Annotated in this window: 21 protein-coding genes; 15 read left to right on the forward strand and 6 right to left on the reverse strand. The window is 60.0% G+C overall.

Annotated elements, in window-relative coordinates; genetic code table 11:
- Positions 1-173: 173 nt before the first annotated feature.
- Positions 174-1,247 carry a 23S rRNA (cytidine(2498)-2'-O)-methyltransferase RlmM gene (gene rlmM / locus VC35_RS15855; RefSeq protein ID WP_046041367.1) on the forward strand — a complete coding sequence of 358 codons (1,074 nt, stop codon included), beginning with the start codon at positions 174-176 and terminating at the stop codon, positions 1,245-1,247.
- Positions 1,248-1,339: 92 nt separating this feature from the next.
- A complete protein-coding gene (tusA, locus tag VC35_RS15860; protein WP_046041369.1) occupies positions 1,340-1,591 on the forward strand; it encodes a sulfurtransferase TusA in 252 nt (83 codons plus the stop codon).
- Between the two features lie 49 nt (positions 1,592-1,640).
- On the opposite strand, the gene VC35_RS15865 is transcribed toward tusA, so the two are convergent.
- Complete coding sequence (locus VC35_RS15865; RefSeq protein WP_046041428.1) at positions 1,641-3,050, reverse strand: MATE family efflux transporter; 1,410 nt, start codon at positions 3,048-3,050, stop codon at positions 1,641-1,643.
- 164 nt (positions 3,051-3,214) lie between these two features.
- Between VC35_RS15865 and pdxB the strand changes: the two genes are divergently transcribed.
- Positions 3,215-4,357 (forward strand): 4-phosphoerythronate dehydrogenase PdxB, encoded by a 1,143-nt coding sequence (gene pdxB, locus VC35_RS15870; protein ID WP_046041372.1) that lies wholly within the window; start codon positions 3,215-3,217, stop codon positions 4,355-4,357.
- An 83-nt stretch (positions 4,358-4,440) separates the two neighbouring features.
- Here pdxB and VC35_RS15875 read toward each other — a convergent pair whose 3' ends face one another.
- Positions 4,441-4,620 carry a PA1571 family protein gene (locus VC35_RS15875; protein WP_046041374.1) on the reverse strand — a complete coding sequence of 60 codons (180 nt, stop codon included), beginning with the start codon at positions 4,618-4,620 and terminating at the stop codon, positions 4,441-4,443.
- Between the two features lie 251 nt (positions 4,621-4,871).
- On the opposite strand from VC35_RS15875, the gene VC35_RS15880 reads away from it, so the two are divergent.
- Positions 4,872-6,665 (forward strand): ABC transporter transmembrane domain-containing protein, encoded by a 1,794-nt coding sequence (locus VC35_RS15880; RefSeq protein WP_185754797.1) that lies wholly within the window; start codon positions 4,872-4,874, stop codon positions 6,663-6,665.
- A 103-nt stretch (positions 6,666-6,768) separates the two neighbouring features.
- On the opposite strand, the gene VC35_RS15885 is transcribed toward VC35_RS15880, so the two are convergent.
- The gene (locus tag VC35_RS15885) at positions 6,769-8,697 is read right to left on the reverse strand and encodes a transglycosylase SLT domain-containing protein (protein ID WP_046041379.1); all 1,929 of its coding nucleotides are present in this window, start codon (positions 8,695-8,697) and stop codon (positions 6,769-6,771) included.
- Between the two features lie 214 nt (positions 8,698-8,911).
- On the opposite strand from VC35_RS15885, the gene VC35_RS15890 reads away from it, so the two are divergent.
- Entirely contained in the window at positions 8,912-10,831 is a 1,920-nt protein-coding gene (locus VC35_RS15890) for an ATP-binding cassette domain-containing protein (RefSeq protein ID WP_046041380.1), read from the forward strand.
- A 188-nt stretch (positions 10,832-11,019) separates the two neighbouring features.
- Here VC35_RS15890 and VC35_RS15895 read toward each other — a convergent pair whose 3' ends face one another.
- Positions 11,020-11,460 (reverse strand): universal stress protein, encoded by a 441-nt coding sequence (locus VC35_RS15895; RefSeq protein WP_046041383.1) that lies wholly within the window; start codon positions 11,458-11,460, stop codon positions 11,020-11,022.
- A gap of 104 nt (positions 11,461-11,564) precedes the next feature.
- Here VC35_RS15895 and VC35_RS15900 point away from each other — a divergent pair, with 104 nt between their 5' ends.
- The 7 genes from VC35_RS15900 to VC35_RS15930 all read left to right on the forward strand — a co-directional run bounded on the left by VC35_RS15900 (position 11,565) and on the right by VC35_RS15930 (position 19,959).
- Entirely contained in the window at positions 11,565-12,002 is a 438-nt protein-coding gene (locus VC35_RS15900) for a hypothetical protein (protein WP_046041384.1), read from the forward strand.
- 514 nt (positions 12,003-12,516) lie between these two features.
- Positions 12,517-14,664 (forward strand): fatty acid oxidation complex subunit alpha FadB, encoded by a 2,148-nt coding sequence (fadB, locus tag VC35_RS15905; RefSeq protein WP_046041387.1) that lies wholly within the window; start codon positions 12,517-12,519, stop codon positions 14,662-14,664.
- A gap of 29 nt (positions 14,665-14,693) precedes the next feature.
- Entirely contained in the window at positions 14,694-15,869 is a 1,176-nt protein-coding gene (fadA, locus tag VC35_RS15910; RefSeq protein ID WP_008023006.1) for an acetyl-CoA C-acyltransferase FadA, read from the forward strand.
- A 99-nt stretch (positions 15,870-15,968) separates the two neighbouring features.
- On the forward strand, positions 15,969-16,205 hold the full coding sequence (locus VC35_RS15915; protein WP_046041390.1) for a DUF1653 domain-containing protein: 237 nt from the start codon (positions 15,969-15,971) through the stop codon (positions 16,203-16,205).
- A gap of 114 nt (positions 16,206-16,319) precedes the next feature.
- Complete coding sequence (topA, locus tag VC35_RS15920) at positions 16,320-18,947, forward strand: type I DNA topoisomerase (RefSeq protein ID WP_046041393.1); 2,628 nt, start codon at positions 16,320-16,322, stop codon at positions 18,945-18,947.
- A 159-nt stretch (positions 18,948-19,106) separates the two neighbouring features.
- A complete protein-coding gene (locus VC35_RS15925; protein ID WP_046041395.1) occupies positions 19,107-19,631 on the forward strand; it encodes a DUF6586 family protein in 525 nt (174 codons plus the stop codon).
- 94 nt (positions 19,632-19,725) lie between these two features.
- On the forward strand, positions 19,726-19,959 hold the full coding sequence (locus VC35_RS15930; protein WP_046041430.1) for a hypothetical protein: 234 nt from the start codon (positions 19,726-19,728) through the stop codon (positions 19,957-19,959).
- 93 nt (positions 19,960-20,052) lie between these two features.
- Here VC35_RS15930 and sulA read toward each other — a convergent pair whose 3' ends face one another.
- Both sulA and lexA read right to left on the reverse strand, forming a co-directional pair.
- Complete coding sequence (sulA, locus tag VC35_RS15935) at positions 20,053-20,529, reverse strand: SOS-induced cell division inhibitor SulA (protein WP_046041397.1); 477 nt, start codon at positions 20,527-20,529, stop codon at positions 20,053-20,055.
- Positions 20,530-20,539: 10 nt separating this feature from the next.
- Complete coding sequence (gene lexA / locus VC35_RS15940; RefSeq protein ID WP_007974043.1) at positions 20,540-21,148, reverse strand: transcriptional repressor LexA; 609 nt, start codon at positions 21,146-21,148, stop codon at positions 20,540-20,542.
- Between the two features lie 229 nt (positions 21,149-21,377).
- Between lexA and VC35_RS15945 the strand changes: the two genes are divergently transcribed.
- The 3 genes from VC35_RS15945 to VC35_RS15955 all read left to right on the forward strand — a co-directional run bounded on the left by VC35_RS15945 (position 21,378) and on the right by VC35_RS15955 (position 24,004).
- A complete protein-coding gene (locus VC35_RS15945) occupies positions 21,378-22,085 on the forward strand; it encodes a TetR/AcrR family transcriptional regulator (protein WP_007974041.1) in 708 nt (235 codons plus the stop codon).
- A 170-nt stretch (positions 22,086-22,255) separates the two neighbouring features.
- On the forward strand, positions 22,256-23,254 hold the full coding sequence (gene nagZ / locus VC35_RS15950) for a beta-N-acetylhexosaminidase (RefSeq protein ID WP_185754798.1): 999 nt from the start codon (positions 22,256-22,258) through the stop codon (positions 23,252-23,254).
- A 12-nt stretch (positions 23,255-23,266) separates the two neighbouring features.
- On the forward strand, positions 23,267-24,004 hold the full coding sequence (locus tag VC35_RS15955; protein WP_046041401.1) for an S-methyl-5'-thioinosine phosphorylase: 738 nt from the start codon (positions 23,267-23,269) through the stop codon (positions 24,002-24,004).
- Positions 24,005-24,073: the final 69 nt, after the last annotated feature.

The raw sequence follows: 24,073 nt of genomic DNA on the forward strand, positions 1-24,073 counted from the left end.
TCGCGCCTTGCCCAGCGGAAAATGGGGCTGCGTCGCGGTCGACAGCAAGCGTTAACAGACCCTGGGTTCCGAAGTCGGCTATCATGCGCCGGTTTTCGTGACAGGCTTTGCTTCAACGCAAGCCTGGGCATCGTGCAGTGGCCGAAATTCCTCGCCATTGCCCAGGAGTAAGAATGAACACCCTCTTTATGCATTGCCGGCCGGGCTTCGAAGGCGAAGTCTGTTCCGAGATTTCCGACCTCGCCGCGCGCTTGAACGTGGCCGGTTATGCCAAGGCCAAAGCTGCAACTGCCTGCGCCGAGTTTGTCTGCACCGAAGAAGACGGTGCCGAGCGCCTGATGCGCGGGCAGCGTTTCGCCGAGCTGATCTTCCCGCGCCAGTGGGCTCGGGGGATATTCATCGATCTGCCGGAAACCGACCGCATCAGCGTGATCCTGGCGCATATGGCGGACTTTCCGCTGTGCGGCAGCCTGTGGCTGGAAATGGTCGACACCAACGACGGCAAGGAACTGTCGAACTTCTGCAAGAAATTCGAAGTTCACCTGCGCAAGGCGCTGATGGCCGCCGGCAAGCTGGTGGAAGACGCTCACAAGCCGCGCCTGCTGCTGACGTTCAAGAGCGGCCGCGAAGTGTTCATGGGCCTGGCGGAGTCGAACAACTCGGCGATGTGGCCGATGGGCATTCCGCGATTGAAATTCCCCCGCGAGGCGCCGAGCCGCTCGACCCTCAAGCTGGAAGAGGCCTGGCACCACTTCATCCCGCGCGACCAGTGGGACGAGCGCCTGCACGGCGACATGACCGGCGTCGACCTCGGGGCCGCCCCCGGTGGCTGGACCTGGCAACTGGTCAATCGCGGCATGCTGGTGACCGCCATCGACAACGGCCCGATGGCCGAAAGCCTGATGGACACCGGTCTGGTGCAGCACTTGATGGCTGACGGTTTTACCTTCAAGCCCAAGCAACCGGTGGACTGGATGGTCTGCGACATCGTCGAGAAGCCGGCGCGCAACGCCGCGATGCTGGAAGAGTGGATTGGCGAGGGGCATTGCCGCGAAGCGGTGGTCAACCTCAAGCTGCCGATGAAACAGCGCTATGCCGAAGTGAAGCGCTTGCTCGAGCGCATTGCCGATGGCTTCAAGGCCCGGGGCATCAAGGTTGAGATCGGCTGCAAGCAGCTGTACCACGACCGCGAGGAAGTGACCTGCCATTTGCGTCGACTGGATGTGAAGAAGCCGAAATCCCGCTGATATCCATCCATGGCTTTTGTGGCGAGGGAGCAAGCTCCCTCGCCACAAACCCGGCAATGCGCGACAATGCCGGCCAGTTTCAGGAGTGAATCATGAGTGACATGCTTGATACGCCGGTAGACGGCACCCTCGACGCCACCGGCCTCAACTGCCCCGAGCCGGTGATGATGCTGCACCAGCACATCCGTGACCTGGTGCCCGGCGGCCTGCTCAAGGTGATCGCCACTGATCCGTCGACCCGTCGCGACATTCCCAAGTTCTGCGTGTTTCTCGACCATGAACTGGTGGCGCAGCACGAAGATGAGGGCACCTACCTCTACTGGATTCGCAAGAAGTCCGTTTAACGGTAGCCAAAAAAAAGACCTGCAAAAGCAGGTCTTTTTGTTTGTGCAGTCAACCCGCCGAGCGGCTGTTACGAATTCGCCTGCGCGCACTGAGCGTCAGGCGGATCGACAGCATCAGCGCCGCGCAGCTCAAGCCGGCAATCAACCCTTCCCATAGCCCGCTCGGGCCGCTGGCCGGACCGAACCAATCGGTCAGTCCCAGCACGTAACCGACCGGCAAGCCGATACCCCAATAGGCGAACAGGGTCAGGATCATCGTCACCCGGGTGTCCTGGTATCCACGCAGCGCGCCCGCGCAGATCACCTGGATGGCATCGGAAAACTGATACAGCGCGGCATACACAATCAACATCGACGCAATCTGGATCACGGCCTTGTCAGGCGTGTAGATCGAGGCGATAGGTTCGCGCAGGAGCAGGATCAGGGCCGCCGAGAACGCCGCGAACACCAGTGCCGCGCCGAGCCCGACCTTCGCCGCGAAGCGCGCCTGCCAGGGATTGCCGGCCCCCAGTGCCTGGCCGACGCGCACGGTCACCGCCATGCCCAGCGAGTAAGGAATCATGAACAGCAACGAGCTGATATTCAGGGCGATCTGGTGCCCGGCCACCACGGTAGAGCCGAGACTGCCGATCAACAGGGCAATGACCGCGAAGATGCTGGACTCGGCAAACACGGCGATACCGATCGGCAGGCCGATGCTGACCAGGCGCTTGATCACGGCCCATTTTGGCCGATCGAAGCGCACCAGCACACGGGTGCGGGCATAGAAGGGGGCCCAGAAGGTCCAGCCGGCCATGCTCAACGCCATGAACCACATCACGATGCCGCTGGCCCAGCCACAACCGACGCCGCCCAGGGCCGGTGCGCCGAAATGGCCATAGATCAACGTGTAGTTCAGCGGAATGTTCAGCAGTAGCCCGCACAAGCCGATGACCATGCTCGGACGGGTCCGCCCCATGCCATCGCTGTAGCAGCGCAGCACGTAATAGAACGCCATGCCCGGCAAGCCGAAGGCGATCCCGTGCAGGTAACCCATGCTCGGCTCGATCAATTGTGGGTCGACTTTCATCCAGTGCAGGATCGGCTCGGCGCCGAGCAGCAGGCCACTGCCGATCAACCCGACGCACAGTGCCAGCCACAGCGCCTGGCGTACCAGCGGGCCGATTTCGTCAAGCTGCCCGGCGCCAAAGCGTTGCGCGACCTTGGGTGTGGTTGCCAGCAGGACGCCGGACATCAACAGGTAGACCGGAATCCAGATCGAGTTGCCCAGGGCCACCGAGGCCAGGTCCCGTGGGCTGACGCGGCCGGCCATCACCGCATCGACGAAGCCCATGGCCGTGGTGGCCAATTGCGCGATCATGATGGGCAGGGCCAGGCTGAGCAGGCCTTTGAGCTCCAGGCGAACAGGTGTCGTCCGCGCCGGAGCAATGGCGGCGGTATTCTCAATTACAGGATTCAATGGCGAAACGTCCAAAAGGTATTGATGCACAGGCGCGCATTCTACGCGTTGACGCGCCAGTCAGGAAAAGACCCGTGTTGTGGATTTGTAATCATCTGCGAGCGGCGTGCTAGGCGCGATGAGGTATCTACGCCTAAACTGCCGATCCGCCAAAGGAGCCTGCCATGCTGATTGTTGCCGACGAAAATATCCCCCTGCTCGATGCCTTCTTCGGAGGCTTCGGAGAAATCCGCCGGGTACCGGGTCGCGCCATCGACCGTGCCACGGTCGAGCAGGCCGATGTGCTGTTGGTGCGCTCGGTGACCAACGTCAATCGCGCGCTGCTAGAGGGCAGCAAGGTGCGCTTTGTCGGTACGTGCACCATTGGCACCGATCATCTGGACCTGAATTACTTTCAGCAGACCGGTATCACCTGGTCCAGCGCACCAGGCTGCAATGCCCGCGGCGTGGTCGACTATGTGCTCGGCAGTCTGCTGACCCTGGCCGAAATCGAAGGTGTCGACCTGACCCGGCGTACCTACGGCGTGGTTGGTGCCGGCGAAGTGGGTGGACGGCTGGTCAAGGTCCTGCAAGGCCTGGGCTGGAAGGTGCTGGTGTGCGATCCACCTCGGCAAGCTGCAGAAGGTGGGGATTACGTCAGCCTCGAGCAGATCATCGACGAGTGCGACGTCATCAGCCTGCACACGCCATTGACTAAACAGGGTCCGCAATCGACCTGGCATTTGTTCGATGAAAAACGCCTGAACCAGCTCAGGTCCGGCACCTGGCTGATCAATGCCAGTCGCGGGCCGGTGGTCAACAACGCGGCGCTGCGCGATGTGCTGCTGGAGCGCGAAGACCTGCAAGCAGTGCTCGATGTCTGGGAAGGCGAGCCAGAAGTCGACGTGGCGCTGGCCGAACTCTGCGTGCTGGCAACGCCACACATTGCCGGCTACAGCCTCGACGGCAAGCAGCGGGGGACCGCGCAGATCTATCAGGCCTATTGCGATTTCCTCGGGCAACCGGCCCGCGTCAGCCTGGGCGATTTGCTGCCGGCACCGTGGCTGTCGCACGTGACCCTCAATGCGCAAAGCGACCCGGCCTGGGCGTTGGCCATGCTGTGCCGTGGCGTGTATGACCCGCGTCGTGACGATGCGGATTTCCGTCGCAGCCTTGTCGGCAATGTCAGCGAACAGCGTGCGGCATTCGATGTGCTGCGCAAGCAATACCCGTCGCGCCGTGAGATCGACGGGTTGCAGGTGCGAATCGAGGGAGATGCGCCTGAGTTGCAGAAAATTGTGGCGGCGTTGGGGGCGACGGCAATCTGATAGGCCGTGGCGGCCCCGGATTGGATAAGCAGGCATAAAAAACCCGGCCAACAAAGGGCCGGGTCAAGAAGACGGTGGCTATATCACTTTTGTTCGGCAGGTTTGACCAATCGCTTTTCCAGTTCGCTGCAAGCTTTCTGGATCATTTCTTCAGTGATCGGTACTTCGCGGCCCTGCTCGTCAATAATCGAGCAACCCAGAGACTGGTCTGGTTGCGTGCGGATCACTTGAATCTTGTCATCGCTGCTGTGTTGCAAGGACATGGCCTGTCTCCTCATCAGGTTGTTAGCTTACTGTAGAACCACCAGGTGACCGGGCTATGACAACTCCCTGCGATCTTTCCGGGGGGACAGAACCAGTCCAGCAGAAATGCCTTCGCCTGGCTACCCGAACTTTAGACCAATAATGTCTAGCCTCTAGTGTTGGTGGACATAATCAACCCGACTCATTGTGATTTGCAGCGAGCCACCCCATTGAGCGGTATAGGCTGACCCTAATGACTGCCTTGTCCAGGATGATTACGATGCTCTCTGCCCGTCACCGCCGTGCCATTCGCCTGGCCAGTCGTTTCATCGCGCCGTATCGCTGGCAGGCCTTTGGCGCCTTGCTGGCGTTGATCGCCACCGCCGGCATTACCTTGTCCATGGGGCAGGGCATCCGTCTGCTGGTGGACAAGGGGTTCATGACCCAGTCACCGCACCTGCTCAATCAGTCCATCGGTCTGTTCATGCTGCTGGTGGCGGGGTTGGCGATCGGAACCTTTGCACGGTTTTACCTGGTGTCGTGGATCGGCGAGCGCTGTGTCGCCGACATCCGGCGCAACGTGTTCAATCATCTGATTTACCTGCACCCGGGGTTTTACGAAGACAATCGCAGCTCGGAAATCCAGTCCCGCCTGACCGCCGACACCACGCTGCTGCAGTCGGTCATCGGCTCTTCGCTGTCATTGTTCCTGCGCAATCTGTTGATGGTGATCGGCGGTATCGTCCTGTTGTTCATCACCAACCCCAAGCTCACCAGCATCGTGGTGGTCGCCTTGCCCCTGGTGATCGCGCCGATCCTGATCTTCGGGCGCCGGGTGCGTAACCTCTCACGTCTGAGCCAGGACCGGATTGCCGACATCGGCAGCTATGTGTCGGAAACCCTGGGGCAGATCAAGACCGTGCAGGCCTACAACCATCAGGCCCAGGACGAGCGCCGGTTTGCCGTGACGGTGGAAGATGCGTTCAACACCGCACGCAAGCGCATCTTCCAGCGGGCGTGGTTGATTACCCTGGTGATCGTGCTGGTCCTGGGTGCGGTGGGGGTGATGCTCTGGGTTGGCGGCATGGACGTCATCGCCGGGCGAATCTCCGCTGGCGAGCTGGCGGCGTTCGTGTTCTACAGCCTGATCGTCGGCAGCGCGTTCGGCACCTTGAGCGAAGTGATTGGTGAATTGCAGCGGGCAGCCGGCGCGGCCGAGCGGATTGCCGAATTGCTGCGTTCGGAAAACATCATCCTGCCCCCGGTGGCGGGCGCGGTGAAACTGCCGGAGCGGGTCGATGGCCAACTGCAACTGCACAATGTGCGTTTTTCCTACCCGTCGCGGCCGGAAAGCTATGCCGTCGACGGGTTGAGCCTGACCATCAATGCCGGTGAGACGCTGGCGCTGGTCGGGCCATCAGGGGCCGGCAAATCCACGGTGTATGACTTGCTGCTGCGTTTTTACGACCCGGCGCAGGGGCGCATCCTGCTCGATGGCGTGCCGTTGACTCAACTCGATCCGCTGGACCTGCGCCGCTGTTTCGCTCTGGTATCGCAGACTCCGGCGCTGTTTTTCGGCAGCATTGAAGAAAACATTCGCTACGGCAATCCGCAGGCGACCTTGGCCGAGGTGCAGGAAGCAGCAAAAATCGCTTACGCCCATGACTTTATCGAAGCCATGCCCAACGGTTACCAGACTCATCTGGGGGACGGCGGCCTCGGCTTGTCCGGCGGCCAGCGCCAGCGCCTGGCCATCGCCCGCGCGTTGCTGGTGGACGCCCCGATCCTGCTCCTGGACGAAGCCACCAGCGCCCTCGACGCCCAAAGCGAGCACCTGATCCAGCAGGCACTGCCGGGCCTGATGAAGAATCGAACCACCCTGGTGATCGCCCATCGCCTGGCCACGGTGAAAAACGCCGACCGAATCGCGGTGATGGACCAGGGGAAACTGGTGGCGGTGGGCACGCATCAGGAACTGATTGCCAGCAATGCCTTGTATGCGCGGTTGGCGGCGTTGCAGTTCAGTGATGGGCAGAATGCCGTTTCCGACCAAATAACCGGCTAAGAAAAGCGCAATAAAAATGCCCGCATCTTTCAATGCGGGCATTTTTATTGCGGTTTACCAGAACAGCTTGCGGCTTGTAGCTTAAAGCTTGCCGCTGCTCCTCTTATTGATCATCAAAATACCGCTCATGCCAATCCACGATCGGCTGCGGTGAGTTGAGCTTGTCGCCATAGATCACCGAATACGACAGCACGTTTTGCACGTACTGGCGGGTTTCGTCGAACGGAATGCTTTCCACCCACACGTCGAAACTCAGGTGATCGGCACCGCGCAGCCATTGGCGTACGCGGCCGGGGCCGGCGTTGTAGGCGGCGGAGGCGAGGACGCGGTTGCCGTTGAACTGGCTGTGCACCTGGCTCAGGTAAGCGGCGCCGAGCTGGATGTTCTTGTCCGGATCCAGCAGTTGCTGTGGCGAGCTGTAGGGAATGCTGAACTTGCGCGCGGTTTCCTTGGCGGTGGCGGGCATCAGTTGCATCAGGCCCGAGGCGCCGACCCCGGAGCGGGCGTCGTCCATGAACGCACTTTCCTGGCGGGTGATGGCGAACGCCCAGCTCGGATGCAGGCCGCGGTTCTTCGCTTCACGCACCAGCGTATTGCGGTGGGCCATCGGGAAACGGATATCCAGGTCATCCCAATACTGGGCCTGACTGATGGTGCGGATCGCCGGGAAATACCATTTCAGGTCGTAGGCCAGTTTGGCCTGGGCGACCATCTCGTCGCGGCTGAAGTGGCGGCTGACGTGGTACCACTCGCGGCGACCGTCGACAATTTGCCCGCGAGCGTGGAATTCCAGGGCGCGACGCACGCCGGGAGTGTTGCGCACCTTGTTGATGGTGGCCTGGCTGAGCACCAGCGGTTTGTTGAGCAGCGAGTAGGGCGACTGTGAGCGATCGGCGGCGAGGAAACCATAGAAGTCGCGTTCGCGGGCCAGGCTTTTATAGAGCGTCTGCGCTTCAGGATTCTGCGGTTGCGCCAGTTCCAGGCTGCGGGCCTGCCAGTAACGCCAGCGGTTGGTGGTGGCCAGGTCCTGGGGCAGGCGGCGGGTCAACTGATAGGCATCGTCCCAGCGCGCCAGGCGCAGGAGCAGGCGCAGGCGCCATTCGGAAACCGTGTTGTCGCGTAGCTCCGGATCGTATTTGGTCATGACGTCCAGGGCTCGGCCGTCGAAACGTTTGGCGAGGGTCAGCCCGATTTCCCGGGCGATCGCCACTTTTTCATCCCGGGAGAAGTGCATGCTGCTGGCGTAACCGTCGAGCAGGTCCATGGCCTTGTCCGGGTCCTGGCGAGCCAGGCGGCGCAGGCCGAGGCTGACCACGTCGGACATGGCTTCATCGGCCGGGGTGAAGCGTGACGGCTGGTTGAGCAGTTCCGGTTTCTGCGCCACGTCCACCAGCAAGCGACCGCGAGGGGCGAGGGTGGTCATGCCGTTGACCAGGCTGTTGGCCAGCGGATAGTTGCGCGCCTGGGCGGCGAGTTTCGCGCGTTCCCAGCGTTTTTGCTCGGTCAGCTGGCCATCGGCGGCCCACATGCCGAACAGGGCATCACAGGCTTCGGGCTGGGATTTACCGGTCAGCCAGAGTTTCTCGGTGTTGGCGTAACCTTCGGCTTTGAGGTTGTGGCTGATCTGGTACTGCGCATTCAGGCAGTCCAGTTCGGTGAAGTTCATTTTCGGGTCGTAATACTTGACGAAGGTCGCCCAATCGCCCCGGTCTGCCAGCCAGCGCAACCAGCGCAGTTTCATCCAGTTGGCCTGGGGCAGGTCGCCGTGTTCGGCGAGGAATTTCTCGATTTCGGCGTTGCTTGCGGTTTTCAGGCGCGCGGTCAGCTCGTCGTACGCCAGGTAGGGTTCCAGCGGATAATCGGCGAGGGCCTGGCTGTAACGGAAATACGGGCCGCTATCGCCCTTGGCCAAGGCGCGCTTGGCTTCATCGTAATACTGGCGTTGGGTGGACAGGTCCACCGCCTGGACGGATTGGACGGCAGCGGCGGACAGTAAAAAAGCAGATAAAAGATTGAAAAGGCGACTGCGCATGAGACGTCCGGGCAGAGAAAATCATGACAAGTACGGGCCAGGCCCGCGCTGAATTGTCTGTAGCTTAGCCTTTTGCCAGCAGCCGGTGAAAGCTTTGCGGGTCTTCCCGCATCAGTTCGCAACATTTGTCATGCAGAGTGCTACGAGAGTGAAATTGCCGGCCTTCTGAAGCCTCAAGTCAGGTAGAATGCGCGCCCGGTTTTTGGAGAAGCTCATGACCCTGCTCAAATTCAGCGATGTGTCCCTTGCTTTCGGCGCTATGCCGTTGTTGGACAAGGTGTCCTGGCAGATCGCCCGTGGTGAGCGGGTGTGCATCATCGGCCGCAACGGCACTGGCAAGTCCAGCATGATGAAGCTCGTCAAGGGCGACCAGAAGCCCGATGACGGCTCCGTTTGGCGCGCACCCGGGCTCAAGATCGGCGAATTGCCGCAAGAATTGCCGGTGGCCGACGAGCGGACAGTGTTCGACGTGGTGGCCGAAGGCCTGGACGGCGTTGGCGCCTTGCTCGCCGAATATCACCACCTGAGCCAGAACATCGTCACCGACGCCGATCTGGACAAACTGATGCACGTCCAGCACGACCTCGAAGCCCGTGATGGCTGGCGCTTGCAGACCCTCGTCGACAGTACCTTGAGCCGCCTGCAACTGCCGGCCGACAAGACCCTCGCCGAGTTGTCCGGCGGCTGGCGGCGTCGCGTCCTGCTGGCCCAGGCCCTGGTGTCCGAGCCGGACCTGCTGCTACTCGACGAACCGACCAACCACCTGGACATCGGTGCCATCGCCTGGCTTGAAGAAGCGCTGAAGGATTTCCAGGGCGCCGTGCTGTTCATCACGCACGACCGTTCTTTCCTGCAGAACCTGGCAACCCGCATCCTGGAACTGGATCGCGGTGGCCTGATCGACTGGAACGGCGACTACGCCAGTTTCCTCGTGCACAAGGAAGCTGAACTCGCTGCCGAAGCCACTGCCAACGCGCTGTTCGACAAGCGCCTGGCCCAGGAAGAAGTGTGGATTCGCCAGGGCATCAAGGCCCGTCGTACCCGTAACGAAGGTCGTGTCCGTGCACTGAAAGCCTTGCGTGTCGAGCGCAGCGAGCGTCGTGAGCGTACCGGCAAGGCCAACATTCAGCTGGATACCGCCGACAAGTCCGGCAAGCAGGTCATGGTGCTCGAGAATGTGAGCTTCGCTCACCCAGGCGGGCCGTTCCTGATCAAGGACTTCTCCATGGTGCTGCAGCGCGGTGACCGTATCGGCCTGCTCGGCGCCAACGGTACCGGCAAGACCACGTTGCTGAAGCTGATGCTCAGCGGCCTGCAACCGACCAGTGGCAAAGTGGAAGAGGGCACCAGGATCGACGTCGCCTACTTCGACCAGCTGCGCCATCAACTGGACCTGGAAAAAACCGTGATCGACAACGTGGCCGAAGGTCGCGACTTCATCGATATCGACGGCCAGAGCCGCCACGTGCTGAGCTACCTCGGCGACTTCCTGTTCAGCCCGCAGCGTGCCCGCACGCCGGTCAAGGCGCTGTCCGGTGGTGAGCGTGCCCGTCTGTTGCTGGCCAAGCTGTTCAGCAAGCCGGCGAACCTGCTGGTACTCGACGAACCGACCAACGACCTCGACGTTGAAACCCTCGAATTGCTCGAAGAGGTCTTGCTGACCTTCAACGGCACCGTACTGATGGTCAGCCACGACCGGGCATTCCTCGACAACGTGGTTACCAGCACCCTGGTCTTCGAAGGTGAAGGCAAGGTTCGCGAGTACGTCGGTGGCTATCAGGACTGGCTGCGCCAGGGCGGCTCGCCGCGCCTGCTGGGCGTGACCGAGAGCAAGTCCGGCAAGGCCGACCTGAACTCCGCGGTGGTGAAGGCCGAGCCTGCCCCGGTAGCGGCAGCGGTCGAAGCGCCAGTGGCGAAGAAAAAGCTCAGCTACAAGTTGCAGCGCGAGCTGGAAGCGTTGCCGGGGCAGATCGAAGCCATGGAGCAGCAGATTGCCGCTGTTGAAGCACAGATGGCGGATGCGGGTTTCTACCAGTGTCCTGCTGCCGAGTCCGCTGCGGTGATCGCTCAGTTGGAGCAGTTGCAGGCTGAACTCGACATCATGGTCGAGCGTTGGGCCGAGCTGGATGCCTGATTGACGCTGCAATAAAAAAGCCCGGCGCTCAGTGATGAGCGCCGGGCTTTTCGTATGAAGATTTGAAGGTTGTTACGGTTTCAATGTGGGAGCGAGCTTGCTCGCGATGGCGGCCTGTCAGTCAACATTGATATCGACTGACAGTGCCTCATCGCGAGCAGGCTCGCTCCTACAGGTGATGTACAGCGTCAGGATTTGTTCTGCAGGCGCACCGCCAGCACATCGCAAGGCGCGCCGTGCAGCACGTCATTGGCGGTGGAGCCCAGCAGCAGTGCCAGGCCATGCCGGCCATGGCTGCCCACCACGATCAGGTCGCAGGTTTGCTCCTTGGCCAGGTGGTGGATCTCCTGGCGTGGCTGGCCGTAGGTCAGGTGGCTGTATTCCCTGGAGAGCTCCGGATATTTCAGGATCAAGCGGTCAAGGCGCTCCTTGGCCTGATCGAACTGCTGCTGTTGCAGTTGTGACAGGTCCATCGGCACGTCGCCGCCGAAGGCCATCGCCATCGGTTCGACAATGTGCACCAGCGACAATTTCGCACCGTTGCTCACCGACAGTTCGCGAGCGCGGTGAATCACAGGGTCGCACTCTTCGGTCAGATCTACAGCGACCAGAATATGGTTGTAGGGCATGAGGTGCTCCTCCTGAGGGATGCAATATTGGTAAGTATGGCTGGTTTCAAGCGCATTGGCTCCAAAGTGACACAATGGGCTCATTCAAATTCGGGAGTACAGATATGACGGTCTGGATAGTGGTGTCAATCCTGCTGGTGGTGCTGAGTCCGCTGGCATGGTTGCGGCCGTCGCGAGTTCAGAGCGGGCGCATAGCCTTGCGGATGGAGGCTCGGCGCATCGGGCTGGCCATGCAACTGGCACCTCAGGAATGGCCGCACTGGCTCAGCCAGGAGCCGCCGAGCCCCTGCGCCCAGTACCATCGTCCGCGGCGTGGCAGTCGGCCGGCGTGCTGGAGTTACTGGCAAAAATCACCGGGTGTCTGGGTCAATCAATGGCAGGAAATCTGTGAAGATCGGTCGCTACTCGATCATTTCGAGAAATTGCCAGGCAATGTCTTCAAGGTCGAGGCTGACAAGCAAATAATCGCCCTGTATTGGGGCGAGAAGGGCGAGGCCGAGGTATTGCAACAGATTGATGCCACCCTCAAGGCATTGGCCTGATACCGCAAGCAGCAAAAATCATCAGGCAATAAAAAGCCCGACAAAATCATCGGGCGGGTTGGCCAGGCAGGCCGGTAAATCGGTGTTGGCTGATCTTACGCTGGGCATTCGCCAAAAGCGTTCACAATTTTCCCCTTGGTTTCGCCAGCGTAGCTTGTTAAACACGGGCTGCAGCGAATTAGGGCGACTTTTCTAACAATTGATTCTATGAATGACCTTGCATGCTTCGGCGTGTTTAAGGTCTTCGCAGTACGGAAATGACCGGAAAGTCGCGTTTCAACCCGTTTTTCAGGCGATTGACAATTGTCGGAAATTCCGTGAAGGTGACGTACCCAAATCAAACGGGCGTATGAATTGAGCGTTTGTATTTCAGACCGCTCCTACAGAATCCCGACTATCGCGTTGGCGGGTGTGCCGGGGGAATGGGCGTAGCATTGACGATCAACGTCCCTGCCGAGCCATTCGCCTGCGTCCGACGTGTACTGTTCAGCTTCCATATCGTGGAGATCAGTTGATGATTTACGAAGGTAAAGCCATCACGGTTAAGGCTCTTGAAAGTGGCATCGTCGAACTGAAGTTCGACCTCAAGGGTGAGTCCGTCAACAAGTTCAACCGTCTAACCCTGAACGAACTGCGTCAGGCCGTAGACACTATCAAGGCAGATGCTTCGATCAAGGGCGTGATCGTCAGCAGTGGCAAGGACGTGTTCATCGTCGGCGCCGACATCACCGAATTTGTCGACAACTTCAAGCTGCCGGATGCAGAACTTGTTGCTGGCAACCTCGAAGCCAACAAGATTTTCAGCGATTTCGAAGACCTCAACGTCCCGACTGTTGTTGCCATCAACGGCATCGCGTTGGGTGGCGGTCTGGAAATGTGCCTGGCGGCGGACTACCGCGTCATGTCCACCAAGGCCAAGATCGGTCTGCCGGAAGTCAAGCTGGGCATCTACCCAGGCTTCGGCGGTACTGTGCGCCTGCCGCGCCTGATCGGTGCCGACAACGCCATCGAGTGGATTGCCGCCGGCAAGGAAAACCGTCCTGAAGACGCGCTGAAAGTCGGCGCCGTCGATGCAGTGGTTGCTCCTGAGCAGCTGCAGGACGCCGCGCTGGAATTGATCAAGCGCGCCATCTCCGGCGAGTTTGACTACAAGGCCAAGCGCCAGCCGAAGCTGGAAAAGCTCAAGCTGAACGCCATCGAACAAATGATGGCTTTCGAAACCGCCAAGGGTTTCGTGGCCGGCCAGGCTGGCCCGAACTACCCGGCGCCGGTTGAAGCGATCAAGACCATCCAGAAAGCCGCGAACTTCGGTCGCGACAAGGCGCTGGAAATTGAAGCTGCCGGTTTCGTGAAGCTGGCCAAGACCTCTGCCGCGCAGAGCTTGATCGGCTTGTTCCTGAACGATCAGGAACTGAAGAAAAAGGCCAAGGCCTACGACGAAATCGCCAAGGACGTGAAGCAGGCCGCCGTACTGGGCGCCGGCATCATGGGTGGCGGTATCGCCTATCAGTCGGCTTCCAAAGGCACGCCGATCCTGATGAAGGACATCAACGAGCACGGTATCGAGCAGGGTCTGGCCGAAGCCGCCAAGCTGCTGGTTGGCCGCGTTGATAAAGGTCGCATGACCGCCGCGAAAATGGCTGAAGTGCTCAACGGCATCCGTCCAACCCTGTCTTACGGCGACTTCGGTCACGTGGACCTGGTGGTCGAAGCGGTCGTCGAGAACCCGAAGGTCAAGCAAGCGGTACTGGCTGAAGTCGAAGACAAGGTCAAGGAGGACACCATCCTGGCGTCCAACACCTCGACCATTTCCATCACCTTGCTGGCCAAGGCCCTCAAGCGTCCGGAAAACTTCGTCGGCATGCACTTCTTCAACCCGGTGCACATGATGCCGCTGGTGGAAGTGATCCGTGGTGAGAAGTCCAGCGAGCTGGCGGTTGCCACCACCGTTGCCTACGCCAAGAAAATGGGCAAGAACCCGATCGTCGTCAACGATTGCCCGGGCTTCCTGGTCAACCGCGTCCTGTTCCCGTACTTCGGCGGTTTCGCCAAGCTGGTCAGCGCCGGTGTGGACTTCGTCCGTATCGACAAGATCATGGAAAAATTCGGCTGGCCGATGGGCCCGGCATACCTGATGGACGTGGTCGGCATCGACACCGGCCACCACGGTCGTGACGTGATGGCTGAAGGCTTCCCGGACCGCATGAAGGACGACCGTCGCTCGGCCGTCGACGTGCTCTATGAAGCCAAGCGCCTGGGCCAGAAGAACGGCAAGGGCTTCTACGCCTACGAGACCGACAAGAAGGGCAAGCAGAAGAAAGTTGCCGATCCTTCGGTGCTGGAGGTGCTCAAGCCGATCGTTTACGAGCAGCGCGAAGTCACCGACGAAGACATCATCAACTGGATGATGATCCCGCTGTGCCTGGAAACCGTGCGTTGCCTGGAAGACGGCATCGTCGAAACCGCTGCCGAAGCCGACATGGGTCTGGTCTACGGTATTGGTTTCCCTCCATTCCGTGGCGGTGCGCTGCGTTACATCGACTCGCTCGGTGTGGCAGAGTTCGTTGCCCTGGCTGACCAGTACGCTGATTTGGGCGCGCTGTACCACCCGACCGCGAAGCTGCGCGAAATGGCCAAGAACGGCCAGAGCTTCTTCGGTTAAGCGCCCCCAACTAGAGTGAGAGTGAACTTATGAGCTTGAATCCTAGAGACGTCGTGATTGTCGACTTCGGTCGTACTCCGATGGGCCGCTCCAAGGGCGGCATGCACCGCAACACCCGCGCCGAAGACATGTCGGCGCACCTGATCAGCAAACTGCTGGAACGTAACGTCAAGGTCGACCCGAACGAAGTCGAAGATGTGATCTGGGGCTGTGTGAACCAGACCCTGGAGCAGGGCTGGAACATCGCGCGCATGGCGTCGCTGATGACCCAGATCCCGCACACTTCGGCCGGCCAGACTGTCAGCCGCCTGTGTGGCTCGTCCATGAGTGCTCTGCACACTGCTGCACAAGCGATCATGACCGGCAACGGTGACGTTTTCGTGGTTGGTGGCGTCGAGCATATGGGCCACGTGAGCATGATGCACGGTGTCGATCCGAACCCGCATATGTCGCTGTACGCGGCGAAAGCCTCGGGCATGATGGGCTTGACCGCGGAAATGCTGGGCAAGATGCACGGCATCACTCGCGAGCAACAGGACGCTTTCGGCGTGCGCTCCCACCAACTCGCCCACAAGGCGACCGTGGAAGGCAAGTTCAAAGACGAAATCATCCCGATGCAGGGCTATGACGAGAACGGTTTCCTGAAAACCTTCGACTACGACGAAACCATTCGTCCGGAAACCACCCTGGAAAGCCTGGCGGCTCTCAAGCCAGCGTTCAATCCAAAGGGCGGCACCGTGACAGCCGGTACCTCGTCGCAGATCACCGATGGTGCCTCGTGCATGATCGTGATGTCGGCGCAGCGTGCACAGGACCTGGGCATTCAGCCTCTGGCGGTGATTCGCTCGATGGCGGTGGCAGGTGTGGATCCGGCAATCATGGGCTATGGTCCAGTACCGGCCACACAAAAAGCACTGAAGCGCGCGGGTCTGGGCATCTCCGACATCGACTTCTTCGAGCTCAACGAAGCTTTCGCCGCACAGGCCCTGCCAGTGCTGAAAGATCTGAAAGTGCTCGACAAGATGAACGAGAAGGTTAACCTGCACGGCGGCGCGATCGCCCTGGGTCACCCGTTCGGTTGCTCTGGTGCGCGTATCTCCGGCACTTTGCTCAATGTGATGAAGCAGAATGGCGGTACCTTCGGGGTAGCCACCATGTGCATTGGTCTCGGCCAAGGCATCTCCACCGTCTTCGAACGCGTTTAAGCGTCTCGTTGATGGAAGCCGGGGCCAAGTGCCCCGGTTTTTGTTTTTCCGGATTTATTTTTGTTTTTATTTTGAAAAAATTTCAGTGAGGGCCAAAGCATGCCGATACAACCTGGGCTCTACCAACATTACAAAGGTCCGCAGTACCGCGTATTCAGTGTTGCGCGGCATTCGGAAACCGAAGAAGAAGTGGTCTTCTATCAAGCCCTGTATGGCGATTACGGCTTTTGGGTGCGTCCCTTGAGCATGTTCCTGGAGTCCGTCGAAGTTGACGGCGAACAGGTGCCACGCTTTGCTTTGGTGCAGGCCGAAGAAAGCCTTTTCAACAAGGCATAAGCTGAGTGCGCGCAAAACCCTGCGCTTGACCTCACCTTGTTGCCACTATATATAGCGGTGCCGCGTCAGGCGCCAACCGCCTTTCACTTCTCGAATTCAGGAATTTTCTGATCCATGGGCAAATCGCTGGTCATTGTGGAATCCCCGGCTAAGGCCAAGACCATCAACAAGTATTTGGGCAACGAATACGTGGTGAAGTCGAGTATCGGCCATATCCGAGACCTGCCCACCAGCGGTTCGGCTAGCGCCAGCAAAGAGCCAGCCGCCAAGCGCGGCAAGGCTGCTGCGGGTGAAGTGCCGGCACTGTCGCCGAAAGAAAAAGCGCGCAAGCAGCTGGTCGCACGCATGGGTGTCGATCCGGACCATGGCTGGAAAGCCAAGTACGAGATCCTCCCGGGCAAGGAAAAAGTCATCGAAGAGCTGCGCCGGCTCGCCAAGGATGCTGACACCATCTATCTCGCAACCGACTTGGACCGCGAGGGGGAAGCCATTGCCTGGCACCTGCGCGAAGCCATCGGTGGTGACGACACCCGCTACAAGCGCGTGGTGTTCAACGAAATCACCAAGAAGGCGATTCAGGAAGCCTTCTCGAAACCGGGCGAGCTGGATATCGACCGCGTCAACGCCCAGCAGGCGCGTCGCTTCCTCGACCGCGTCGTGGGCTATATGGTTTCGCCGCTGCTGTGGGCCAAGATCGCTCGCGGTCTGTCCGCCGGTCGCGTGCAATCGGTTGCCGTGAAGCTGGTGGTCGAGCGTGAACGTGAAATCCGCGCGTTCATCCCTGAAGAATACTGGGAAGTTCATGCCGACCTCGGTACCGCCAAAGGCGCGACCGTGCGTTTCGACGTGGCTCGCGAAAAGGGCGAAGCCTTCAAGCCGCTCAACGAAACCCAGGCCATGGCCGCGCTGGAGAAGCTCAAGGCTTCCAGCTACAGCATCGTCAAGCGCGAAGACAAGCCGACCAGCAGCAAGCCGTCGGCGCCATTCATCACCTCCACCCTGCAGCAGGCCGCGAGTAACCGCCTGGGCTTCGGTGTGAAGAAGACCATGATGATGGCCCAGCGTTTGTACGAAGCTGGCTATATCACCTATATGCGTACCGACTCCACCAACCTTTCGGTTGATGCCGTGGCGATGGCGCGTACCTATATTGAAGGCGAGTTCGGCAAGAAGTACCTGCCGGAAACCCCGAACGTCTACAGCAGCAAGGAAGGCGCACAAGAGGCTCACGAAGCGATTCGTCCGTCCGACGCCAATACCGAGCCAAGCAAGCTGTCGGGCATGGAGCGTGACGCTGAGCGCCTCTACGAGCTCATCTGGCGCCAGTTCCTCGCTTGCCAGATGCTGCCGGCGCAATACCTGTCGACCACGGTCACTGTGGGTGCCGGCGACTTCGAGCTGCGCGCCAAGGGCCGCATCCTGAAGTTCGACGGTTACACCCGCGTCATGCCGCAAATCGCCAAGCCAGGTGATGACGACGTACTGCCGGACATGGCCCAGGGCGACGCGATGAAGCTGATCAAGCTTGATCCGACCCAGCACTTCACCAAGCCGCCGGCACGTTACTCGGAAGCCAGCCTGGTAAAAGAAATGGAAAAACGCGGCATCGGTCGTCCTTCGACCTATGCGGCGATCATTTCGACCATCCAGGACCGCGGCTATGTGGCGCTGCACAACCGTCGTTTCTACTCGGAAAAGATGGGCGACATCGTCACCGAGCGTCTGGCTGAGAGTTTCTCCAACCTGATGGACTACGGCTTCACCGCCGGCATGGAAGAGCACCTCGATGACGTGGCCCAGGGCGAACGCGACTGGAAAAACGTGCTCGACGAGTTCTACGGTGACTTCAAGAAGAAACTCGAAGTGGCCGAAAGCCCGGAACACGGCATGCGTGCCAATCAGCCTGTCATGACTGACATTCCGTGCACCACTTGCGGCCGGCCGATGCAGATTCGTACCGCATCGACTGGTGTGTTCCTCGGTTGCTCGGGCTACAGCCTGCCGCCGAAAGAGCGCTGCAAGGCCACCGTCAACCTGGTGCCGGGCGACGAGATCGCTGCGGACGACGAGGGTGAATCGGAATCGCTGGTGTTGCGTGGCAAGCATCGTTGCCCGATCTGCAGCACGGCGATGGATGCCTACCTGCTCGATGAAAAGCGCAAGCTGCACATCTGCGGTAACAACCCGGATTGCGATGGCTACGAAATCGAAGAGGGCACTTATCGCATCAAGGGCTATGAAGGTCCGAGCCTGGAGTGCGACAAGTGTGGCAGCGAGATGCAACTCAAGACCGGCCGTTTCGGCAAGTTCTTCGGTTGCACCAATGCCACCTGCAAGAACACCCGCAAACTGCTGAAGAGCGGTGACGCGGCGCCGCCGAAGATGGATCCGGTGAAGATGCCTGAGCTGAAATGCGAAAAGGTCAACGACACCTACATCCTGCGCGACGGTGCATCCGGCCTGTTCCTGGCGGCCAGCCAGTTCCCGAAAAACCGTGAGACTCGTGCTCCGCTGGTGATGGAAATCATCCCGCACAAGGATGAGATCGATCCGAAGTATCACTTCCTCTGCGAAGCGCCGAAGAAAGATCCGGATGGCCTCCCGACTGTGATTCGTTACAGTCGCAAGACCAAGGAACAGTACGTGCAGACCGAAGTCGACGGTAAGCCGACTGGCTGGAAAGCGTTCTACGACGGCGGCAAGTGGACGGTCGAAGACAAGCGTCCAGCTGCGAAAGCGTAAAGCGTCACAGCAATGAAAAGGCCGCATGAGAACCCTCGGGTTTTCATGCGGCCTTTGTTGTGCTCCTGTAAAAAAAAGGGGGGCTTGCGGTTGGATCGGCTGATCCACGACACTGTCCAACCTGCATGAAGCAATTATTTCGTTGTGGAGGCTGCCGTCATGGCCCACGAACTGTATACCCGCACCAATCAGAAGATTTATTTCGCCGGCTTGTCGCTCGAAGCACTGGCCCGCACTGAAGAGGGGCGGGCGATGAATTCGCTGGCGCTGATCCAGGCTGGACGCGAATCCGCGCTGTTTCACCTGTACGGCGCGCTGTTGGGTCTGTGTCACGAAATCGCCGGTTTCTATCGCTTGCCTCAGGCCAATGCGCCCCGTGCGGAGTTGTTGCTGACTCGCGAGGTGCTGGAAACCATCGTCATTCCGGAAATGGCTGAGCTGGTCGAACTGGCCAATAATCCGGAAACCTGGTTGGCCAAGTTGTTGGCTGCCCATGCTGCGTTGTTTCAGCCGCCGCGCGCGCCCCACAAGCCGAAAGGGGACGTGACCCAGCCACTGATCCTGGCTGTCAATCTGGATGAAGAGGAAGCGCCGGAAGAGCTGAGTCGGGAGGAGTTGGAGAGCTGGCGTCAGAATCTGAAAGGATTGGCGATCCGCTTTCGCGAAGGCCTGAACGAGTGCTGACAGAAACAGTTTTGGGATGGCATCTGGTCAAGATCCCGAGCGAAGCCTGGCCGATGCCTATATAATCCCCGCCTTTCGTGGAGAACAGTCCTTTATGCCAACGTCCTTTCTAGAAATTGTCGAGTTACCAGACGGCCGTATCGAGCTGCGCAGGGCCGAGGACGAGGGTTCTCTGGTTACTTTGGATTTCTCCGAGGACGCCAAGGCATTCCTGCAAGGGCAGCACGTGGAAGTCGCCAAGGCGATGTTGAGCGTCGGTGTTCAGATGGCCGGTCGCCTGGTTGAAGGCGAATTCGACAAGGAAGAGGGGTCGCGGGTTCTTCATTGACCCCCGTCTGTCGCTTTTCTTGATGTCGTTACTCATCGGCTTCTCTGTCCCTGGAGAAGCCTGGCGCGGTGAAGCGCGCGTCTTGCTTGTCGGTTAACCCAGTCGAATATTCAGGCTCTGAGCGTCCCCGGTGCGGGCGGCGCTGATCAGTTGTTGCCGCGATTGGGGGCTCAACGGGTTGATCCAGCTGACCACCGTGTGGCTACGACCCAGGCGCAGGGCTTCGCAGGTCAGTTGCTGGGCGCTCTGGGTGCCCCGCGGTTGCAGCAACAGAATGCGCTCGCGGTTGAGGCCGGCATCTCGCAGCCAGGCTTGGGTCAGGCTGGCGGGCGGCGCGATCAGTGTCAGCCAGCGTGCATCCTGGTCCTGGCTCAATTCCCTGAGGATCGGTGCCAGAAGGCTCAGGCAGTTCCCGGTTGCACCACGCAGTGACAGCTCGCTGAAAACGTCAGGTTCGGCGCTCCAGGGGGACTCGACTACGTCTTTCAGAATCGGCGCCAATGGCTGTGCCATGAACGCTTCGAACAACGGCAGTTGGGTTTGCTGTGGTGATGTCTGTGGGAACTGCATGGTGCCTCCTTTAGCGGCGAATGACGCCGACACTCAAGCCTTCGATCACCAGTTCCTGGTCTTGAAGGTTCACTTCAATAGGGGCGAACTCGGGGTTCTCGGCGATCAGCCAGACTTTGCTGCCGTCACGCTTGAAGCGCTTGACGGTCACTTCGTCGCCGATTCGCGCAACCACGATCTGACCGTTACGGGCTTCGCGGGTGGTGTGAACCGCCAGCAGGTCGCCGTCGAAAATGCCAACATCCTTCATGCTCATCCCATGGACGCGCAGCAGGTAGTCGGCGCGCGGATGGAAGAAGGCGGGATTGATGTTGCAGGACTCTTCGATGTGTTGCTGCGCAAGAATCGGGGCGCCGGCTGCGACCCGGCCAATGATCGGCAGGGTGGAATCGTCGGCCTTGGCTTCGAATCCTGGGATGCGAATGCCACGGGAGGCGCCAGGCGTCATCTCGATTGCACCCTTGCGGGCCAGTGCCTTGAGGTGTTCTTCCGCCGCATTGGGCGATTTGAAACCCAGTTCCTGAGCGATTTCCGCACGGGTGGGTGGATACCCGTTGTCTTCCAGGCAGCGTTTGATGAAAGCCAGAATCTCTGCTTGTCGTGGCGTCAGCTTTAGCATATCGATCGCTCTGTTTTTTTATACAGTGACTGGGATTATATACAGTGCGGCGGTCTTGGCAATGCCCCATTTTTCAGTCGCCGCCGGACGGTCAAACAGTCAGTGGATTGAAGCTTCGCCGTTGTGTGGTTAAATGTCTGACCGACCATTCCCAAAACGAACTGCCAGACTTGACAATGCACAGGCTGAAACGTATGTTTCAAACAAGTGTTTGTCAGGCGGAGTAGCCATGGCCCAGTCGGAAACCGTTGAACGCATTCTTGATGCAGCCGAGCAGTTGTTCGCGGAAAAAGGTTTCGCCGAAACCTCGTTGCGTCTGATCACCAGCAAGGCGGGTGTCAACCTGGCGGCGGTGAACTATCACTTCGGTTCGAAGAAGGCGTTGATTCAAGCGGTTTTCTCGCGGTTCCTCGGGCCGTTCTGCATCAGCCTCGATAAAGAGCTGGAGCGGCGTCAGGCCAAGCCTGAAATCAAGCCGACGCTCGAAGAGTTGCTGGAAATCCTCGTCGAGCAGGCACTGGTGGTGCAGCCGCGCAGTGGCAACGATCTTTCTATTTTCATGCGTCTGCTGGGGCTGGCGTTCAGTCAGAGTCAGGGGCACTTGCGTCGTTATCTGGAAGACATGTACGGCAAGGTGTTCCGCCGCTACATGATGCTGGTCAACGAAGCGGCGCCGCGTATTCCGCCCATCGAACTGTTCTGGCGCGTGCACTTCATGCTGGGTGCGGCGGCGTTCAGCATGTCCGGTATCAAGGCCTTGCGCGCGATTGCCGAAACCGATTTCGGCGTGAACACCTCCATCGAGCAGGTCATGCGCCTGATGGTGCCATTCCTGGCTGCCGGCATGCGTGCCGAATCCGGCGTTACTGACACGGCCATGGCTACGGCCCAGTTGCGTCCGCGTAGCAAATCGACACCGGTTGCCGCCAAGGTTTAACCGCACACGGGTGGGCGCGGCAGCTGACATCCGCTAAGCTAGCCGCCCATGCCGACTCTCGTTCTGAACCCGTTTCCCATTGATATCGCCGACCTGCCGGGCATAGCGTCTGGCGGCGAATTCGTGTAGGCCGGGTTTTCTGTTATCAAGGAATTTTTATGACTGCTGGCTTGCAAGGCTCGTTGATGGTGGACGTCGCCGGTACCTGGCTGACGGCTGAAGATCGCCAATTGTTGCGCCAGCCCGAGGTGGGCGGCCTGATCATCTTTGCCCGCAACATCGAGCATCCGCGTCAAGTGCGCGAGCTGAGTGCGGCCATCCGCGCTATTCGTCCCGATCTGTTGCTGGCGGTGGATCAAGAGGGCGGCCGCGTGCAGCGCCTGCGCCAAGGGTTCGTGCGCTTGCCAGCCATGCGCGCCATTGCCGATAACCCGAACGCCGAATACCTGGCCGAGCAGTGCGGCTGGATCATGGCCACCGAAGTGTTGGCCGTTGGCCTGGACCTGAGCTTTGCCCCGGTGCTGGACCTGGATTACCAGCGCAGCGCCGTTGTCGGCACCCGTTCGTTCGAAGGTGATCCCGAGCGCGCTGCCTTGCTCGCGGGTGCATTCATCCGTGGCATGAACAGCGCCGGGATGGCGGCCACCGGCAAGCACTTCCCTGGTCATGGCTGGGCTGAAGCGGATTCCCACGTCGCGATCCCGAATGATGAGCGCAGTCTCGACGAGATCCGCGCCAAGGACCTGGTGCCGTTTGCCAAACTGAGCAAGCAACTGGCGGCGGTCATGCCGGCCCACGTTATTTATCCACAAGTCGATTCCCAGCCCGCAGGTTTCTCCCGCCGCTGGTTGCAGGACATCCTGCGCGGCGAGTTGCAGTTCGATGGCGTGATCTTCAGTGACGACCTGTCCATGGCGGGCGCCCACGTGGTCGGCGATGCCGCCAGCCGTATCGAAGCGGCACTGACTGCCGGTTGCGACATGGGCCTGGTGTGCAACGACCGTGCGGCCGCCGAACTGGCCCTGAGCGCTGCGCAACGCCTGAAGGTCAAGCCTTCCGAGCGCATTGCGCGGATGCGCGGCCAGTCGTTCGCCAACACCGAATACCGTCAAGACCCGCGCTGGCTGGCCGCTGTCAGCGCGCTCAAAGAAGCTCAATTGATTGATTAAGGACTGTTCGTTATGACGGTTTACGCGATTATCGGTGGCACAGGCCTGACTCAACTCGAAGGCCTGAGCATTCGCCAGTCACTGGCAGTGGACACGCCTTATGGCGCACCTTCGGCCGAGGTGCAGATCGGCGAGTATGCCGGCAAGGAAGTACTGTTCCTCGCGCGTCACGGCCATCCCCATCGTTTTCCGCCGCATCAGGTCAACTACCGCGCCAATCTCTGGGCGCTGAAGCAGGCCGGAGCCGAAGCCATTCTGGCGGTCAACGCTGTGGGTGGCATTCATGCCACCATGGGCACCGGGCATTTCTGCGTGCCGCATCAGTTGATCGACTACACCAGCGGTCGTGAGCACACCTACTTTGCCGATGACCTGGAGCACGTCACCCATATCGACTTCAGCTACCCCTACAGCGAACCGTTGCGTCAGCAACTGATTGCGGCATTGGCGGCGGAAGGCGTGGGCTACAGCAGTCATGGCGTGTATGCCTGCACTCAAGGGCCTCGCCTGGAAACGGTGGCTGAAATCGCCCGGCTGGAGCGTGACGGCTGCGACATCGTCGGCATGACCGGTATGCCGGAAGCGGCCCTGGCCCGCGAACTGGAACTGGATTACGCCTGTCTGGCGCTGGTGGTGAACCCGGCGGCGGGCAAGTCGACGGCCGTGATCACCATGGCCGAGATCGAGCAGGCCTTGCATGACGGCATGGGCAAGGTGAAATCGACGCTGGCGCGGGTGCTCAAGGGCTGAGTCCCGCTTGAAACCGAGTTGACCTCATCGCGAGCTTGCTCGCGATGGCGGTCTAAAAAACGCCGAAAG

Origin of the sequence: Pseudomonas fluorescens, from assembly GCF_000967965.1 — a bacterium.
GTDB lineage: Bacteria > Pseudomonadota > Gammaproteobacteria > Pseudomonadales > Pseudomonadaceae > Aquipseudomonas > Aquipseudomonas grandcourensis.